At 59.2% G+C, this 18237-nt stretch carries 16 protein-coding genes and 2 pseudogenes; 16 read left to right on the forward strand and 2 right to left on the reverse strand.

Annotated features, from left to right (window positions below):
- The first annotated feature begins 51 nt into the window (after positions 1 to 51).
- The 9 genes from ACYZTW_RS14765 to ltrA all read left to right on the forward strand — a co-directional run bounded on the left by ACYZTW_RS14765 (position 52) and on the right by ltrA (position 12945).
- Complete coding sequence (locus ACYZTW_RS14765) at positions 52 to 942, forward strand: NAD(+) kinase (RefSeq protein WP_462005487.1); 891 nt, start codon at positions 52 to 54, stop codon at positions 940 to 942.
- Positions 939 to 1913 carry a metallophosphoesterase gene (locus tag ACYZTW_RS14770; RefSeq protein ID WP_462005760.1) on the forward strand — a complete coding sequence of 325 codons (975 nt, stop codon included), beginning with the start codon at positions 939 to 941 and terminating at the stop codon, positions 1911 to 1913. The genes ACYZTW_RS14765 and ACYZTW_RS14770 overlap by 4 nt, the downstream gene beginning before the upstream one ends.
- Positions 1910 to 2779, forward strand: coding sequence for a rhomboid family intramembrane serine protease (locus ACYZTW_RS14775; protein ID WP_462005488.1), 870 nt, complete (start codon positions 1910 to 1912; stop codon positions 2777 to 2779). The genes ACYZTW_RS14770 and ACYZTW_RS14775 overlap by 4 nt, the downstream gene beginning before the upstream one ends.
- A gap of 35 nt (positions 2780 to 2814) precedes the next feature.
- A complete protein-coding gene (locus ACYZTW_RS14780; protein ID WP_462005489.1) occupies positions 2815 to 3075 on the forward strand; it encodes a YeaC family protein in 261 nt (86 codons plus the stop codon).
- Positions 3072 to 3902 (forward strand): DUF2797 domain-containing protein, encoded by an 831-nt coding sequence (locus ACYZTW_RS14785; RefSeq protein ID WP_462005490.1) that lies wholly within the window; start codon positions 3072 to 3074, stop codon positions 3900 to 3902. Before ACYZTW_RS14780 ends, ACYZTW_RS14785 begins: the two co-directional genes overlap by 4 nt.
- A 10-nt stretch (positions 3903 to 3912) precedes the next feature.
- A complete protein-coding gene (gene pepN, locus ACYZTW_RS14790; protein ID WP_462005491.1) occupies positions 3913 to 6570 on the forward strand; it encodes an aminopeptidase N in 2658 nt (885 codons plus the stop codon).
- 996 nt (positions 6571 to 7566) lie between these two features.
- Positions 7567 to 8634 carry a WD40/YVTN/BNR-like repeat-containing protein gene (locus ACYZTW_RS14795; RefSeq protein WP_462005492.1) on the forward strand — a complete coding sequence of 356 codons (1068 nt, stop codon included), beginning with the start codon at positions 7567 to 7569 and terminating at the stop codon, positions 8632 to 8634.
- A gap of 28 nt (positions 8635 to 8662) precedes the next feature.
- Positions 8663 to 11047: an efflux RND transporter permease subunit gene (locus ACYZTW_RS14800; protein ID WP_462005493.1), complete on the forward strand. Its 2385-nt coding sequence runs from the start codon at positions 8663 to 8665 to the stop codon at positions 11045 to 11047.
- 476 nt (positions 11048 to 11523) lie between these two features.
- Entirely contained in the window at positions 11524 to 12945 is a 1422-nt protein-coding gene (gene ltrA / locus ACYZTW_RS14805; RefSeq protein WP_462001834.1) for a group II intron reverse transcriptase/maturase, read from the forward strand.
- Between the two features lie 227 nt (positions 12946 to 13172).
- On the opposite strand, the gene ACYZTW_RS14810 is transcribed toward ltrA, so the two are convergent.
- Positions 13173 to 13892, reverse strand: coding sequence for a FadR/GntR family transcriptional regulator (locus ACYZTW_RS14810; protein WP_178122760.1), 720 nt, complete (start codon positions 13890 to 13892; stop codon positions 13173 to 13175).
- 164 nt (positions 13893 to 14056) lie between these two features.
- Positions 14057 to 14350 (reverse strand): annotated as a pseudogene (locus ACYZTW_RS14815) (dihydroxy-acid dehydratase domain-containing protein); the annotation flags it as partial.
- On the opposite strand from ACYZTW_RS14815, the pseudogene ACYZTW_RS14820 reads away from it, so the two are divergent.
- The 7 genes and pseudogenes from ACYZTW_RS14820 to ACYZTW_RS14850 form a co-directional block, all read left to right on the forward strand.
- Positions 14336 to 15255, forward strand: a pseudogene (locus ACYZTW_RS14820) (aldehyde dehydrogenase family protein); the annotation flags it as partial. The pseudogenes ACYZTW_RS14815 and ACYZTW_RS14820 sit on opposite strands and share 15 nt — an antisense overlap.
- Positions 15256 to 15473: 218 nt before the next feature.
- Positions 15474 to 15770: a DUF5629 family protein gene (locus ACYZTW_RS14825; RefSeq protein ID WP_462005494.1), complete on the forward strand. Its 297-nt coding sequence runs from the start codon at positions 15474 to 15476 to the stop codon at positions 15768 to 15770.
- Positions 15763 to 16932, forward strand: coding sequence for a lactonase family protein (locus ACYZTW_RS14830; RefSeq protein WP_462005495.1), 1170 nt, complete (start codon positions 15763 to 15765; stop codon positions 16930 to 16932). The genes ACYZTW_RS14825 and ACYZTW_RS14830 overlap by 8 nt, the downstream gene beginning before the upstream one ends.
- A gap of 155 nt (positions 16933 to 17087) precedes the next feature.
- Positions 17088 to 17267, forward strand: a complete 180-nt coding sequence (locus tag ACYZTW_RS14835) for a hypothetical protein (protein ID WP_462005496.1) — start codon at positions 17088 to 17090, stop codon at positions 17265 to 17267.
- Between the two features lie 209 nt (positions 17268 to 17476).
- The gene (locus ACYZTW_RS14840; protein WP_462005497.1) at positions 17477 to 17602 is read left to right on the forward strand and encodes a hypothetical protein; all 126 of its coding nucleotides are present in this window, start codon (positions 17477 to 17479) and stop codon (positions 17600 to 17602) included.
- A gap of 115 nt (positions 17603 to 17717) precedes the next feature.
- Positions 17718 to 17930 (forward strand): hypothetical protein, encoded by a 213-nt coding sequence (locus ACYZTW_RS14845; RefSeq protein WP_462005498.1) that lies wholly within the window; start codon positions 17718 to 17720, stop codon positions 17928 to 17930.
- Positions 17927 to 18184, forward strand: a complete 258-nt coding sequence (locus ACYZTW_RS14850) for a hypothetical protein (RefSeq protein ID WP_462005499.1) — start codon at positions 17927 to 17929, stop codon at positions 18182 to 18184. The genes ACYZTW_RS14845 and ACYZTW_RS14850 overlap by 4 nt, the downstream gene beginning before the upstream one ends.
- The last annotated feature ends 53 nt before the right edge of the window (positions 18185 to 18237 follow it).

The raw sequence follows: 18237 nt of genomic DNA on the forward strand, positions 1-18237 counted from the left end.
ATCCCGCGCTTTCGCCCATAATCGTGTTTTTCGCTGCCGCGCAGGAACCTCATGGAGCAATTTCGTAATATCGGCATCATCGGTCGCCTGGGCAGTTCTCAGGTGCTGGATACCGTTCGCCGACTGAAACGGTTTCTGCTCGATCGTCACCTGCACGTGATCCTCGAAGACACCATCGCCGAAGTGCTGCCGGGTCATGGCCTGCAAACCTCGTCGCGCAAGATGCTCGGCGAAGTATGTGACATGGTGATTGTGGTCGGTGGTGACGGCAGCCTGTTGGGCGCCGCCCGGGCGCTGGCCCGACACAATATTCCGGTGCTCGGCATCAACCGTGGCAGCCTGGGTTTCCTGACCGATATTCGCCCCGATGAGCTGGAAGTCAAAGTCGCCGAAGTGCTCGACGGCCACTATCTGGTGGAAAACCGCTTCCTGCTGCAAGCCGAAGTCCGCCGTCACGCCGAAGCCATTGGGCAGGGCGACGCGCTGAACGACGTGGTGCTGCACCCCGGCAAATCGACGCGGATGATCGAGTTCGAGTTGTACATTGATGGCCAGTTCGTCTGCAGCCAGAAGGCCGACGGCCTGATCATCGCCACGCCGACTGGTTCGACCGCCTACGCGCTGTCGGCGGGCGGGCCGATCATGCATCCCAAGCTCGACGCTATTGTGATTGTGCCGATGTACCCCCATACCTTGTCGGGCAGGCCGATTGTGGTCGATGGCAACAGTGAGCTGAAAATCGTCGTGTCCAAAGATATGCAGATTTACCCGCAAGTCTCCTGTGACGGGCAGAACCATTTCACCTGCGCGCCGGGTGACACCATCACCATCAGCAAGAAAGCCCAGAAGCTGCGGCTGATTCACCCGCTCGACCACAACTACTATGAAGTCTGCCGGACCAAACTCGGCTGGGGCAGCAAGTTGGGTGGTGGAGGCGACTGATGCTCGATCCCGCGCGTAGCTACGACCTGATCGGTGACGTGCACGGTTGCGCTCTGACCCTTGAGCACTTGCTCGACCGGCTCGGTTATCAAAAAAACGGTGGCGTCTGGCGGCATCCGTCGCGCATGGCGGTGTTCGTCGGCGACATCATCGACCGCGGGCCGCGGATTCGTGAGGCGCTGCACATCGTTCACGACATGGTCGAAGCCGGCCAGGCGCTGTGCATCATGGGGAACCATGAATTCAACGCCCTCGGCTGGAGCACGCCGGCGCCTCCGGGCAGCGGCAAGCAGTTCGTGCGTGAACACACCCCGCGCCATGCCCGTTTGCTGAACGAAACCCTGACCCAGTTCGAAGACCATCCGGCTGACTGGCATGACTTCCTGCAATGGTTCTATGAGATGCCATTGTTCGTCGATGCCGGGCGTTTTCGGGTGGTGCATGCCTGCTGGGACGCGGGGCTGATCGAACCCCTGCGAGCCCTGTTCCCCAACGGTTGCGTCGACGAGCACTTTCTCCAGGCCTCCGCGGTGCCGGGCAGTTTTGCCTGCACCGTGTTCGACCGCCTGTTACGCGGCACCGACATGCGTTTGCCTCATGGGTTGACCATGACCAGCGGCGATGGTCTGACGCGTTCGTTCTTCCGCACCAAGTTCTGGGAAGACGACCCGCAAACTTACGGAGACATTGTGTTCCAGCCCGACGCCTTGCCCGAACCCGTGGCCCGGACGCCGCTGTCGTCCACCGAAAAAAACACCTTGCTGCGCTATGGCGTCGACGAGCCACTGTTGTTCGTGGGCCATTACTGGCGCAGCGGCAAACCGGTGCCGATCCGGCCGAACCTGGCCTGTCTGGATTACAGCGCGGTGCTCTACGGCAAACTGGTCGCCTACCGTCTGGACCAGGAAACCCGCCTCGACCCGCATAAATTTGTCTGGGTCGATGTCGAGCGGCCGGAGGTGCTGCGATGAGTGCCGTTGCCGTTTTACGTCTGCCGCTGGCGGTGGACTTGAGCGGGTTCGTCAAACTGCTGCAACGCATGCAGGTGCCGCATCGGGTCAGTGAAGAGGCGGGCGAGCAAGTGCTTTGGGTTCCCGCCAACATCAGCGAAGACGTGCGTGTCTTGTACGAACGCTTCCCGGCCGGTGATCCCGATCAGCAGCTGGACATTCCGGTGGCGCAAACCATAAAGCGCCCAAGTTTCGTCGAGCAACTGCGCCACGCCAAGGCGACAGCGTTCGTGTTGTTGCTGAGCCTGCTTGTCGGCGCGGTAACGCTGCTGGGGGAAAACCTCGAAACGATGCGTTGGCTGACCTTCCTCGATTTCCGCATTGTCGGCGAATACATCCATTTCGTGCCGTTGGCCGACAGTCTGGCGGCGGGGCAGTGGTGGCGTCTGGTGACGCCGATGCTGATCCACTTCGGCATCCTGCACCTGGCCATGAACGGCATGTGGTATTGGGAGCTGGGGCGGCGCATCGAGTCGCGCCAGGGCAGTATCAACCTGATCGGCCTGACGTTGCTGTTCGGCCTGGTCTCGAACTACGCCCAGTTTGTTTTCAGTGGTCCGACGCTGTTTGGCGGTTTGTCCGGCGTGCTGTACGGCCTGCTTGGGCATTGCTGGATCTTTCAGCTGTTGTCGCCAAACCCGGATTATCGCCTGCCGCGCGGTGTGCTGGTGATGATGCTGGTGTGGCTGGTGCTGTGTATGTCGGGACTGATCTCGATGATCGGCTTCGGTGAAATTGCCAACGCGGCCCACGTCGGCGGGTTGCTCGTCGGATGCTTGACCGGTTTGTTGGGCGGTTTGTACAACCGCCGTAAACTGGCCGTCTAAAACAGTTACGTAAATCAAAGAGCGCGGAGCCCTTGATGTCCTCTTTTAACGAAATGATCAACAACATCACCCCCGATATCTACCAGAGCCTGAAACTGGCGGTGGAAATCGGTAAATGGTCCGACGGTGGCAAACTCACCGCCGAACAACGCGAACTGTCGCTGCAAGCGATGATCGCCTGGGAACTCCAGAACCTGCCCGAAGAAGAGCGTACCGGCTACATGGGCCCGCAGGAATGCAGTTCGAAGTCGATCAGCGTACCGAATATTCTGTTCAAGTCGGATGCCGTCCATTGATCGAGATTGGCCGCGGTGCAATCAGCAAAATGTCGGCGCGCCTGGACGGGCCGAACGTGCAGTACGCGTTTCGTCTGGACGACGTCGAGGTGCCGGTCAACCCTTTGATCGGGACCACGGTGCGCCTGGAATACCTGGGGGCGATTCACTGCACCCATTGCGGACGCAAGACCAAAACCAGTTTCAGCCAGGGCTACTGCTACCCATGCATGACCAAGCTGGCCCAGTGCGACATCTGCATCATGAGCCCCGAGCGTTGCCACTACGACGCTGGCACCTGCCGTGAGCCAGAGTGGGGCGAGAAGTTCTGCATGACGGATCACATTGTGTATCTGTCCAACTCCTCGGGGGTGAAGGTCGGGATTACCCGCGCCACTCAGCTGCCGACCCGTTGGATCGACCAGGGCGCCCGCCAGGCGTTGCCGATCATGCGCGTCTCGACCCGTCAGCAATCGGGTTTCGTCGAAGACCTGTTCCGCAGTCAGGTGGCGGACAAGACCAATTGGCGTGCTTTACTCAAGGGCGATGCGGTGTCGGTTGACCTGGCGCAGGTTCGCGATCAACTATTCGACAGTTGCGCCGAAGGATTGCAAAGTTTGCAGGAACGATTCGGCCTACAGGCGATCCAGACTATTGCCGATGTCGAACCGCTCGAAATCCGTTATCCGATCGAGCAATACCCGACAAAAATTGTCAGCTTCAACCTGGACAAGAACCCGATTGCCGAAGGCACGCTGCTGGGGATCAAAGGCCAATACCTGATCTTCGACACAGGCGTGATCAATATTCGTAAGTACACGGCCTACCAACTCGCCGTGCATCAGTAAGGACTCCAGCATGCGCACCGAACAACCGAAGATGATCTACCTGAAGGACTATCAGGCGCCCGAGTACCTGATCGACGAGACGCACCTGACCTTCGAGTTGTTCGAGGACCACAGCCTGGTCCATGCGCAACTGGTGATGCGCCGCAATCCTGAACGTGGCCCGGGTCTGCCGCCGCTGGTGCTGGATGGCCAGCAACTCGACCTGCTGTCGGTGACATTGGCCGATCGCGAGCTGAGCGCTGCTGACTACCAGTTGACCGAGAATCACCTGACCCTGCATCCGACCAGCACAAGCTTCACGGTCGACACCAGCGTCCGGATCCACCCGGAAACCAACACCGCCCTGGAAGGCCTGTACAAATCCGGCACCATGTTCTGCACCCAGTGTGAAGCCGAAGGCTTCCGCAAGATCACCTATTACCTCGACCGTCCGGACGTGATGAGCACGTTCACCACCACGGTGGTTGCCGAGCAGCACAGCTATCCGGTGCTGCTGTCTAACGGCAACCCGATTGCCAGCGGTCCGGGCGAAGACGGCCGGCACTGGGCGACCTGGGAGGATCCGTTCAAGAAACCTGCCTACCTGTTCGCGCTGGTGGCCGGTGATTTGTGGTGCGTCGAAGACACCTTCACCACCATGACCGAGCGCTCCGTGGCGCTGCGCATTTATGTCGAGCCAGAAAACATCGACAAGTGTCAGCACGCCATGAACAGCCTGAAGAAGTCCATGCGCTGGGACGAAGAGGTCTACGGTCGCGAGTACGACCTGGACATCTTCATGATCGTCGCGGTCAACGACTTCAACATGGGCGCCATGGAGAACAAGGGCCTCAACATCTTCAACTCCAGCGCCGTGCTGGCCCGCGCCGAAACCGCGACCGACGCCGCGCACCAGCGGGTCGAGGCGATCGTTGCCCACGAATACTTCCATAACTGGTCAGGCAACCGCGTGACCTGCCGCGACTGGTTCCAGTTGTCGCTCAAGGAAGGCTTCACCGTGTTCCGCGATTCGGGTTTCTCCGCCGACATGAACTCGGCGACCGTGAAGCGCATCCAGGACGTGGCGTACCTGCGCACCCACCAGTTCGCCGAAGACGCCGGTCCCATGGCTCACGCCGTGCGCCCGGACAGCTTCATCGAGATTTCCAACTTCTACACCCTGACCGTGTACGAAAAGGGTTCGGAAGTGGTCGGCATGATCCATACCTTGCTTGGGGCCGAAGGTTTCCGCAAAGGCAGCGACCTATATTTCGAGCGCCATGACGGCCAGGCCGTAACCTGCGACGATTTCATCAAGGCCATGGAAGACGCCAATGGTGTCGTCCTGACTCAGTTCAAACGCTGGTACAGCCAGGCCGGCACACCGCGCCTGGCGGTCAGCGAGTCCTACGACGCGGCGGCGAAAACCTACAGCCTGACGCTCCGCCAGAGCTGCCCGGCAACCCCGGACAAGGTTGAGAAGTTGCCGTTCGTGATCCCGGTCGAATTGGGGCTGCTGGACTCCAAAGGTGCGGCCATTGCGTTGCGTCTTTCCGGTGAAGCCAGCGCTCAGGGCACCTCACGGGTCATTTCGGTAACCGAAGCCGAGCAAACGTTCACCTTCATCGACATCGCGGAACAGCCATTGCCTTCGTTGCTGCGTGGCTTCTCGGCGCCGGTGAAACTGAGCTTCCCATACAACCGGGATCAGCTGATGTTCCTGATGCAGCACGACAGCGACGGCTTCAACCGCTGGGATGCGGGTCAGCAATTGTCGGTTCAGGTGCTGCAAGAGCTGATTGCTCAGCAGCAAAAGGGCGAGAAACTGGTGCTGGATCAACGTCTGATTTCTGCCTTGCGCACCGTGTTGTCGGACGAGACGCTGGATCAGGCCATGGTCGCGGAAATGCTCTCGCTGCCGGGCGAGGCGTATCTGACGGAGATCAGCGAAGTGGCTGACGTTGACGCCATTCACATCGCACGCGAGTTTGCTCGTAAGCAATTGGCGGAAGGTTTGTTCGAGGCGTTGTGGCTGCGTTATCAGGCCAATCGCGATCTCTCGAAGGAAACCCCGTATGTGGCCGAGGCCGAGCACTTCGCTCGTCGCGCGTTGCAAAACATCGCGCTGTCGTACCTGATGCTCAGCGGTAAACCGCCAGTGTTGGCGGCGACACTTGAGCAGTTCGAGACCAGCGACAACATGACCGAGCGCCTGACGGCGTTGGCAGTGTTGGTGAATTCGCCGTTCGAAGAAGAGAAGGCCAAGGCACTGGCGAGTTTTGCCGAGCACTTCAAGGACAACCCGCTGGTCATGGATCAGTGGTTCAGCGTCCAGGCGGGCAGCGTGTTGCCCGGTGGTCTGCAGCGGGTCAAGGCGTTGATGCAGCATCCGGCGTTCAATATCAAGAACCCGAACAAGGTGCGCGCATTGGTCGGCGCGTTTGCCGGGCAGAACCTGATCAACTTCCATGCGGCCGATGGTTCGGGTTATCGGTTCCTCGCGGATCTGGTGATCGAGCTGAACGGGTTCAACCCGCAGATTGCTTCCCGGCAGTTGGCGCCGCTGACTCGCTGGCGCAAGTATGACGATGCGCGTCAGGCGTTGATGAAAGGTGAGCTGGAGCGGATTCGCGCTTCGGGTCAGCTGTCGAGCGATGTGTTCGAAGTCGTCAGCAAAAGCCTGGCCTGACTCTGGGTTCGCTCCTACAGTGGTTCACCTGAACCCCTGTAGGAGCTGAGCTTGCTCGCGATGGCGGCCTGACAGCCGACCATTTTCTTTCAGGTGTTACCTATGTGCCTGAACTGTTTTGTTACCTATGTGGTTGATCCCTTCACTCGCCCCGAGCGTCCGGCCCTCGCCTAGGCTCGGCGTGCCTTCGTTCCGGCATTCATCTGGGGGCATCGCCTCCGGTTGGCTTCGCTTCAACCTCCTCTCGATGTGTTCGACTTCGTCGAACGGCGCTGCGCGCCTACCCCCAGATGAACGCCTCCACTCAGCCTCCCGAAGGAGCGGGCAGATCAAAAGCTGCAGGCGAGCTAACGCTCGGCCTGTTGAGTGGTGAAGGGCGGGGGCACACGAATCCAAGGTAGGAGCTGCCGAAGGCTGCGATCTTTTGATCTGGCTTTGGCTTTGGCTTTTGACGTTGATCTTGATTTTGATCTTTCGCCCCTTCGGCAGGCCGAGCGTAGGTGTTCATCAGGGGGTTAGGCGCGTAGCGCCGTGCGGCGAAGCCGCACACATCGAGAGGAGGTCGTCGCGAAGCAGACCGTAGGCGATGCCCCCTGATGGACACCGGAGCGAGGGAACACTGAGCTTTAGCGAAGTGCCGTACGCCGGGGCGAAGCCTTTTGGTTCCTTTTTGGCGTTTGAAAAAGGGACTCGCTGTAAAAGCGAAACCGCCAGCAGCCTTAACCGCAGTAACGGATATACACACCGACCAACAAACCCCCGATCACCCCACCGGATACCCAATCATTCAGCAAATGCGCAAACCGCCCAGGTTAACAAAACATAACGTGGCGTCGATTGTCAGACCTTTCCAAACCCCGATAGGATAAGCCAGCTTCCGAAGGGGCTCTAGATTGCGTATTTCAGGACTATGCTCCAGAAAAGGCAATCGCAAAGAGCACCCTTATGGCGCCCAGAAAGGTTGAACGACCTAACAATAATAATGGGGGAAGGTCTATGAGTGAGCCTGTCATGGGTGTGGGTATTTGCCGCCCGCCGGCACTACGCAAATTCGCGTTGCTGGCTACAGCGCTCTCGCTGTTGGGCTGTGCCGTGCTGTCGGCACCTGTACTGGCCGCTGCGGCGCCAGCATCCGACATTGTTTATTCCGTTGAATCTGCCAAAGCCAGCAAGAGCCTGATGCTCGACGTCGTCCATGCCGGCAAGCGCTTGGTGGCGGTCGGGGATCGCGGGCACATTTTGTATTCCGATGACCAGGGCGCGACCTGGACCCAAGCCAAGGTGCCGACCCGGCAACTGCTGACGGCGGTGTTTTTCGTCGACGACAAACACGGTTGGGCCGTCGGCCATGACGCGCAGATCCTCGCGAGCGAGGACGGCGGCGTCACCTGGACCAAACAATTTGAAGATCTGAAACGCGAATCGCCGCTGCTCGACGTCTGGTTCCAGGACGTCAACAGCGGCTTTGCCGTGGGCGCTTACGGCGCGTTGCTGGCCACCATCGACGGCGGCAAGAACTGGGAAGACGTCAGCGATCGCCTCGACAACGAAGACCAGTACCACCTCAACGCCATTGCCGCGGTCAAGGATTCCGGTCTGTTCATCGTCGGTGAGCAGGGCAGCATGTTCCGCTCCGCCGACGGGGGCCAGACCTGGGAGAAGCTTGAAGGTCCATACGAAGGCTCACTGTTTGGCGTGATCGGCACCGCTCAGGCCAACACGCTGCTGGCCTATGGGCTGCGGGGCAATCTGTTTCGCTCCACCGATTTCGGCACCACCTGGGAGCCAGTGGAACTCAAGGCTGCTCGTGGTGCGCTGGAATTCGGTCTGTCCGGTGCAACCTTGCTCGATGATGGTTCCATCGTGATCGTCGGTAACGGTGGCTCGGTGATCCGCAGCGACGACAACGGCGAAACCTTCAGCGTGTTCAACCGTCCGGATCGCATTTCCGTTTCGGCAGTCACCGCAGCGGGCAACGGCAATCTGATTCTGGCAGGACAGGGTGGCGTTCGCGTCACTTCGCCAACCGGCGCAGAGAATGGAAAAAATGGGTCGTCCAAATGAGCCGGGCAAATAATAAGAAGGCGGATCTATGACATCCTTGAGCACTCATCATCATGACAAGGCGACGTTTCTCGAACGCCTGATTTTCAACAACCGCCCGGCAGTGATCGTCATCTGCCTGCTGGTCAGTATTTTCCTGTTCTGGCAAGCGACGCTGATCCGGCCGTCCACCAGTTTCGAAAAAATGATCCCGCTCGAGCATCCGTTCATTCAAAAGATGATGGAGCATCGCAACGATCTGGCGAACCTGGGCAACACGGTGCGCATCTCGGTGGAAGCCACTGATGGCGACATCTTCTCCAAGGAGTACATGGAGACCCTGCGTCAGATCAACGACGAGGTGTTCTACATCTCCGGTGTTGACCGTTCCGGCCTCAAGTCGCTGTGGAGCCCGAGCGTACGCTGGACCGAAGTGACAGAGGAGGGCTTCGCCGGTGGTGAAGTGATTCCGCAGAGCTACAACGGTTCCCAGCAAAGCCTCGACCTGCTGCGCAACAACGTGCTCAAGTCCGGTCAGGTCGGGCGTCTGGTAGCCAACGACTTCAAGTCGAGCATTGTCGATATCCCGCTGCTGGAGTCCTACCCGGACCCGCAGGACCAGGGCAAGTTGCTGGCGCTGGACTACCGCAAGTTCTCTCACGAACTCGAAGACAAGATCCGCAACAAATTCGAAGCCCAGAACCCTAACGTGCAGATCCACATCGTCGGTTTCGCCAAGAAGGTCGGCGACCTGATCGATGGGCTGGTCATGGTGGTAATGTTCTTCGGCGTCGCCTTCATCATCACGTTGATCCTGCTCTACTGGTTCACCAACTGCATGCGCAGCACCGTGGCGGTGTTGAGTACCACGTTGGTGGCGGTGGTCTGGCAGCTGGGCTTGATGCACTTCTTCGGCTTCGGGCTCGACCCCTACTCGATGCTGGTGCCGTTCCTGATCTTCGCCATCGGTATTTCCCACGGTGTGCAGAAAATCAACGGTATTGCCTTGCAGTCCAGTGAGGCAGACAACGCATTGACTGCGGCGCGGCGGACGTTCCGTCAGTTGTTCCTGCCGGGGATGATTGCGATCCTCGCGGATGCGGTGGGTTTCATCACGCTGCTGATCATCGACATCGGGGTGATTCGTGAACTGGCCATCGGCGCGTCCATCGGTGTGGCGGTGATTGTGTTCACCAACCTGATCCTGCTGCCTGTGGCGATTTCCTACGTCGGCATCAGCAAACGCGCCGTCGAACGCAGCAAGAAAGACGCGCACCGCGAACACCCGTTCTGGCGCCTGCTGTCGAACTTTGCCAGCCCGAAAGTTGCACCGGTGTCGATTGTTTTGGCCTTGTTGGCCTTCAGCGGTGGCCTCTGGTACAGCCAGAACCTGAAAATCGGTGACCTCGATCAGGGTGCTCCGGAACTGCGTCCGGACTCGCGCTACAACAAGGACAACAACTTCATCATCAGCAACTACTCCACCAGTTCCGACGTGTTGGTGGTGATGGTCAAGACCAAGTCCGAAGGCTGCTCGCGCTACGAAGCCATGGCGCCGATCGACGAGCTGATGTGGAAAATGCAGAACACCGAGGGCGTGCAGTCGGCGATCTCGCTGGTGACCGTGTCCAAGCAGATGATCAAGGGCATGAACGAAGGCAACCTGAAATGGGAAAGCCTGTCGCGTAACCCGGACGTGCTGAACAACTCGATCGCCCGGGCTGATGGCCTGTACAACAACAGTTGCTCCCTGGCGCCGGTGCTGGTGTTCCTCAATGACCACAAGGCCGCCACACTGGATCGCGCCGTGCATGCGGTGCAGGACTTCGCCAAGGAGAACAACAAGGAAGGCCTGGAATTCATCCTCGCCGCCGGCAACGCCGGGATCGAGGCGGCCACCAACGAGGTGATCAAGGAATCCGAGCTGACCATCCTGGTCCTGGTGTACATCTGCGTGGCGACCATGTGCATGATCACCTTCCGTTCCTGGGCGGCGACGTTGTGCATCGTGCTACCGCTGGTACTGACTTCGGTACTCGGCAATGCCCTGATGGCCTTCATGGGCATCGGTGTGAAAGTCGCAACCCTACCGGTTGTGGCGCTCGGGGTGGGGATTGGCGTGGATTACGGCATCTACATCTACAGCCGTCTGGAAAGCTTCCTGCGTGCCGGCCTGCCGCTGCAAGAGGCGTACTACCAGACGCTGAAGTCCACCGGTAAAGCCGTGTTGTTCACCGGTCTGTGCCTGGCGATCGGCGTGTGCACCTGGATCTTCTCGGCCATCAAGTTCCAGGCCGACATGGGCCTGATGCTGACCTTCATGCTGCTCTGGAACATGTTTGGCGCACTGTGGCTGTTGCCGGCATTGGCGCGGTTCCTGATCAAACCGGAGAAATTGGCGGGGCAGAAGGGCAACTCGCTGTTCGCTCACTGATCCCAGGCTGAAATAGAAAAGCCGCAACTTGGTTGCGGCTTTTTTACATGTGCGCCAGGCATGGCGCGTTGCGCGCAAGCGCAACCAGCTTGGCTGTGGTGGCCTCGCTGGTGACTTGGAGGTGAAAGTCCTCTACACACCCGGCAAGGGGAAGTGTTAGCCAGAGGCAAGGGTGTCGCGGGTGACCGCGAATCTGAAGGAAGCCCGAGGCAAAATGCTGGCCTGACGAACAGCAAGCGGATAGAGGCGGCGCAGCGGGGTAAAGGGGCGTGTTTCCCTAAAGCCCAATACTTGCACGGGACGCTGCGACGTAGATCCGACAGGCATAAGCAGGAAGGTCGCGCGAATTACCCTGGGAGATCTGCACGTTTGCCACAGTGCTACCGAGCGTCGAGAGGCGACGGGATGAACGTGCAGAAGTCAGCCGAGGCCGTAGTAAATGGCGAATAACCCCGTCACCAAGGGCCGAACAAGTTATGCCGCCAGTAGGCGTCAAAGTCTCGTTGAATACCGAAATGCAGAAATTTCTCCAAGAGAAGACTGTTACTCCGAGTCCCGGACAGTATCCGAGGATGACGGCTGACAGCGCACAGGTATCGGCGGCGTCTGTGACGTGGACGAACGCGGAGCCGGACACGCTGATGGAGCGGGTGCTTGCGCCGGCCAACCTTAGGCGTGCGTATCAACGTGTGGTCAGCAACAAGGGCGCACCAGGTGCCGATGGCATGACGGTCGACGACTTGGCGGACTACGTGAAACAGTATTGGCCGACCCTCAAGGTGAGGTTGCTGGCCGGCGAGTATCACCCGCAGGGTGTACGCGCCGTTGACATCCCCAAACCCAAAGGCGGAACACGGCAACTGGGTATTCCCAGCGTCGTGGATCGCTTGATCCAACAGGCACTGCTGCAACAGCTCACGCCAATCTTCGATCCTCTGTTCTCGGACTACAGCTACGGCTTTCGTCCGGGTAGAAGCGCTCACCAAGCCATCGAAACCGCTCGCGGCCACGTGGCAGCGGGTCACCGCTGGTGCGTGGAACTTGATCTCGAGAAGTTCTTTGATCGGGTCAACCACGATGTCCTGATGGCCTACGTGGCGCGTCAAATCGAAGACAAGCGTGTGCTCACGCTGATCCGTCGTTACCTCGAAGCGGGAACGATGTCGGGCGGACTCGTCAGCCGACGGCAGGAAGGGACGCCGCAAGGCGGCCCGCTCTCGCCGTTGCTGTCGAACATCTTGCTCAACGAACTCGACCGCGAACTGGAACGGCGAGGCCATCGCTTCGTGCGTTATGCCGACGACGCGAACATCTATGTGCGCAGTCAGCGAGCTGGCACGCGGGTGATGACCGGTGTTGAGCGTTTCCTGAATCAGCGCCTGAAACTGACGCTGAACCGGGAAAAGAGCCACGTAGCACGGCCTTGGGTCTGCGACTATCTGGGTTATGGGATGAACTGGCATCAGCAACCGAGGCTGAGAGTGGCGACGATGAGTCTGGGTCGCTTGCACGACCGGTTAAGAGACCTGCTGCGCGGGGCGCGGGGCCACAAGATGGCGAATGTCATCGAACGGATAAACCCTGTGCTGCGCGGGTGGGCAGGCTACTTCAAGCTCAGTCAGAGCAAACGGCCACTTGAGGAAATTGACGGCTGGGTGCGGCGCAAACTTCGCTGCGTCGTCTGGCGTCAATGGAAGCGGCCCTCAACGAGGGCACGTAACTTGATGCGCCTGGGGCTTAGCGAAGCTCGCGCCTGCAAATCAGCCTTCAATGGCCGAGGCCCATGGTGGAGCTCGGGAGCATCTCATATGAATCAGGCGCTGCCGAAGAAGCTATGGGATCAACTTGGGTTGGTCTCGATACTGGATACGATAAACCGGCTTAGCCGCATAGCTTGAACCGCCGTATACGGATCCGTACGTACGGTGGTGTGAGAGGACGGCGGATGTAAATCCGCCTCCTACTCGATCCCGAATTCCACACCGAACCCCTATGGGAGTGGCGGTGCGGCGATCCGACTTGCCCGCGATGGCGGCGACACATTCAACATGTGTATCGACTGACACTCCGCAATCGCGGGCAAGTCGGATCGCCGCACCGCCACTCCCACAGGGTTCGATGGTGATCAGGAGGGATCGGTACCCAGCACCGCATTCAACGCACTACGCGCATCATCCAGCTGCACCAACGTCGCATGCCGTGCACCGAGCGCATCGCGGTTCTCGATCGCCGTCAGAATCGCCTTGTGCCGGGGCAATGCCAGTTCATGCAGATTCGGTCGCTGGTTGGAATGCTTCAACGCTTCGGCAATGGCCACCGACAGCATGTTGCACAGGTTGGCCAACAGATCGTTGTGGGTCGCATCGGCAATGCGGCTGTGAAAATCCAGGTCCGGTTGCAACAGGGCTTCCGGCGTCGGCGCGGCTTCCATGCGCTGGTAGGCTTCGCCGATCGAGGCGATGTCCTCGTCGGTAGCGAACTGCGCGGCGAGGGCGGCCGCAGCGGGTTCAATGATGCTGCGCACGCTGGTCAACAGGTCGAAGAATTCATTCTGGGGGCTGCTTTGCATCAACCAATGCAAAACGTCCGGGTCGAGCATGTGCCATTCCTTGCGCTGCTTGACCACCGTGCCCACTCGCGGACGGGAATACACCAGACCCTTGGCGACCAACACCCGGGTGGCTTCGCGCAGGACTGGCCGGCTGACCGCGTACTCTTCGCACAACAAGGCTTCGGCGGGCAGTTTGTCACACGGCTTGAAGCGTCCGGAAACGATCTGCATGCCCAGTTCCTGGACGATGCGCGAGTGCATGCTTTTGCGGTCGGAAGGTTTGCGGTAATCCATGGGGAACGGCGCGATCCTGTGGGATGGGGTGCCGCGCATGATAACAGGCGCGAGCGGAGGGCGATCCAGCCCTTGAAAAGATCGCAGGCTGCGCCAGCTCCTACACCGACCGAGCACGCCGAAAATTCCTCGTCATACCGGACCCCGCAGGAGCTGCCGAAGGCTGGCGCCAGGTTGCCGCGCAACACACAGATGCCGCCGTCGGCGCGGATCGGGTTGTCGAGGGTGCGGATCACTTCGTCCTGGCCGTAGATCGGTGCGTCCTTGGTGCTCTCGCCGAGGGTCTTGCCGTTGACGGTCAGGGCATTCGGATTCGGAATCAGGTTGGCTTCGCCGAGGCGGCGCAATACCGCTGGCAGGCCACCGGCGTAATAGAACTCTTCCATCAGGAAACGGCCGGACGGTTGCCGGTCGACGATGGTCGGCATGCCGCGACCGATGCGGGTCCAGTCGGCGAAGCGCTGGTCAAGCACCCGGCAATTCGGGCGGTCGGTTTTACCGGCTCGCTCAAGGGCGGCCGGGCGTTGTGCGACATGGCCGCCGCACGTCCACAGCCGATTCCGGTGTTTGCCGAGATGTCGAGCATCAACCCGGTGATTGTGTTGCCGCAGGCGTTGGCCGCTCGGGCAGAAACCGTCGCCCGCGACCTGACCGCTTCGGTGGTTCAGGGCTGCGGTCAGTTCTGCACCAATCCCGGTTTGGTGATCGGTATTCGTTCGCCACAGTTCAGCGCGTTCGTGCAACAGGTCGCGGGTCTCATCGGCGATCAGCCGGCGCAAACCATGCTCAACGCCGGGACCTTGAGCAGCTATGGCCAAGGCTTGCAAAAACTCCTTGCTCATCCGGGCATCGAGCACCTGGCCGGCCAGCCGCAGCAGGGTAATCAGGCCCGGCCGCAATTGTTCAAAGCCGATGTCAGCCTGTTGATCAATGGCGATGAAGTGCTGCAGGAAGAAGTGTTCGGCCCGACCACGGTGTTCGTCGAAGTCGTCGATCAGGCGCAACTCAGTGCCGCGTTGAACGGCCTGCACGGGCAACTGACGGCGACGATCATTGGCGAGCCGGCGGACTTCGAGTAGTTCACTGAGCGACGCCGTTGCTGGAACAAAAGGTCGGACGGATCCTGCTCAACGGTTATCCGACCGGGGTGGAAGTCTGCGATTCGATGGTCCACGGCGGTCCCTATCCGGCAACTTCCGATGCTCGCGGCACGTCGGTGGGCACCTTGGCCATCGATCGTTTCCTGCGCCCGGTGTGTTTCCAGAACTACCCCGACAGCCTGCTGCCGGATGCCTTGAAGAATGGCAATCCGTTGCGCATTCATCGCCTGGTGGATGGACAGCCTTCCCGCAACGCGCTGTAACGGCCGAGCACAATCCCCTGTGGGAGCGGCGGTGCGACGATTCGACTTGCTCGCGAAAGCGGTGTGACAGTCAAAGATTATGTCGGCTGACACTCCGCATTCGCGAGCAGGCTCGCTCCCACATTTTGTTGGGGGTTGTGTTTGAGTTGTGTGGCCAACACAGGCTGGCTCTGACATTGAGCTATCATTGCATCTTTCCCATGCAAAGATTGACTGCCATGACTGCCGCAACCGACACCTTGCTCGCCACCCTCGAACACTGCGATATGGTGGAAATCGACGGGCTGCACGCCTTCGAATTCTCCCTTGATGAAGACGATAACCTGCACATCGAATGCTTGGACGGTCGTGTGTCCAAGCACTGGGAGTTCACCCCGGCCGAGGTCCAGGCCGCAACCTTCGATCCAACCCTGGACAGCTGGCTGATCACCGGCAGTTCCGGCGAGCACCGGCTGGTGTGCATGACCGCGTTCCGCGGTGATGACGACGAGGAAGAAGTGAATGAGGATGTGTAAGCTCTGGCCACTGTTGATCGCCGGCAGCATCGGCGTGATGGGCTTTCAGGCTGCCTCGGCCGACGACTATCAGTTGCTGGTCGGTTCCTACACAGCCGGTCAGAGCCAAGGGATTTATCGGCTGAACTTTGACAGCGCTACCGGGCAGATCGATGCCAAACCGCTGCAAGTGGTCAAGAGCGAAAATCCATCCTGGCTGTCTCTGTCCAGGGATCAGCGGCACCTGTTCGTGGTCAATGAAAACGGTCCGGGACAAAAGGACCCGGTAGGGCGCGTCAGCAGCTATGCGATCGATCCAAAGACCCATGCGCTGAGCCTGATCAATCAGGTGCAGAGTCTGGGCAACGAGCCGACTCATTCGAGCCTCAGCGTTGAAGCCAGTCACCTGTTTGTCAGCAACTATTGCGTGGCTGAAGATCCGGGTGGCACCCTGGCGGTGTTGCCGGTCGGCGCCGACGGCAAGCTCAAATCCGTGGTTCAGCTGAGCAGCCATCCATCAAGCCGGGTCAATCCCGAGCGGCAGATGTCGGCGCACGTGCATTCGACGGTTTCGTCGCCGGACGGCAAGTTTGTGTTCTCCAATGACCTGGGCGCCGACAAGCTCTTTGTCTACCGCTTCGACCCCAAGGCCAACCCGGAACTGCCCTTGATCGCCGCCACACCGGCGTCCGTCCAGTTGCCACCCGGCAGCGGGCCGCGTCATCTGCTGTTCAGCGCCGATGGCAAGCACGCGTGGCTGACCATGGAAATGAGCGCACAGGTCGCGGTGTTCGATTACAAGGACGGCAAACTTGAGCAAACGCAAATGGTCGAGTTGGCGACGGGACAGCCCGTTTCGGACAAGGCGACCGCTGCGCTTCACGCGTCGCGCGATGGCAAGTTCCTCTACGTCAGCAACCGTGGCACCGCCAATCAGTTGCTGGTGTTTGCCATCGATCCTGCGACCGGGCACCTCAAGGAACTGCAGCGCCGTTCCGTAGAAGGTGATCACCCGCGCGAGTTCAGCCTCGATCCGAGTGGCAAGTTCTTGTTGATCGCCAATCAGAAAAGCAACCAGATTGTCGTCGTCGAGCGCGATTCAAAGACAGGACTGCTGGGTAAAACCGTGCAAAAACTGCCGATGGATGCCCCGAGCGACCTCAAGTTTATGGTGCGTCAATAGGCCGCAGGCCCCGGTTGATGGGGCCTGCATCCTTCTATTAATGACGCTGATATCTGCTAATGCTACAAAGGATTTCAGGCGTGAACCCTCCAAGGTTAAGTTTGCTTCACGGCCCCACCGGGCATGCAAGCCAACTGAATCCGAGGAATACCACCATGAACTTCAATCTCTTCTCCGTCATCGCTGCTTCCGCCATCTCGGCCACCGTTGCTCTGCCAGCCAGCGCCCACGTTGAAATCAGCGACAAAAAATCCCACGCCCAAAGCTACACCCAGAAATACCTGCAACAGAGCGCCAACTTTTACGCGGCTCTGGATCACAAGACCCAAGCCTGAAATTTGAACCCTGCACCGTTTATGCAGGAGCGAAGTCACTTGCGTCGATCGAGCTGAAAAGCGTCGAGAAACCAAGAGTGATGTCGCTCCTGCATAACGCGTTTACGACAGCATCATATTGCTATCAATGTATTGCTTGATATCACATGGCCATAAGTTTAAATTTGACGCTGATTTTTTGACTCCTTCTCATATTAAGGATCGACAGCATGGCAATGCGTCTGGCCGTGGTTCTTCTGTTTCTGTATTCCACCCCCATTCTTTCGGCTGCCCAGCCCGTTCCAGACGAGCCGGATGCAGCCCGCGAGCGCTCGATGAGTTTTATCGAAGACTGAAATAGACTGGCTTAATGATCAACGAAGCTGATGGTCACTATGGATAACCCTGAGTGGTTATCACCGCTTTTTTGATCGATTCTGTGGGCATCGAAACATGCCTGCGGAGAACATCATGGCCAGCGCAATCCTCACTTCTGCCAAACACGGCGCCTACCTGGTCATCGGTCTTTACGTGGCCATGGTGCTGGTTTTCAGCCTCTCGCCTCAATCGCAACAACCTGTTGAAGCGCCGATTCAAGTCGCTCATCCCGGCATCCAGTTTGAATACCGTTCGCAAAACGCGATGGTTGATCAGGTTGAACTCGCAGGAGTCGCCGGAGCATGAAAGGGCACAGACTTTGGGTCATCGCCTTCCTGGCGTTCATGACCAATGGATCGTCCTTGTTAGGGATCGGACAGGGCTCGGCGGGCTCGGTGGCACGGACTATCGAAGCCAATCACAACCTTGCTCGTAACATTGAAACCGCGAAGGCTTTGGGACTGCTGGCCGGCAATCCGCCAATCGAACGCCAGAACGATTTCTTCGGGCCGTTCCAGGTGGATTGCTCGGTGTTGCAGATGTGTGAAGTGTTGGCGTAAATGCCGGCAGCGATGAGGTCCATTGTGGCGAGGGGATTTATCCCCGTGCGGCT

The organism is Pseudomonas sp. LB3P25 (assembly GCF_054897985.1).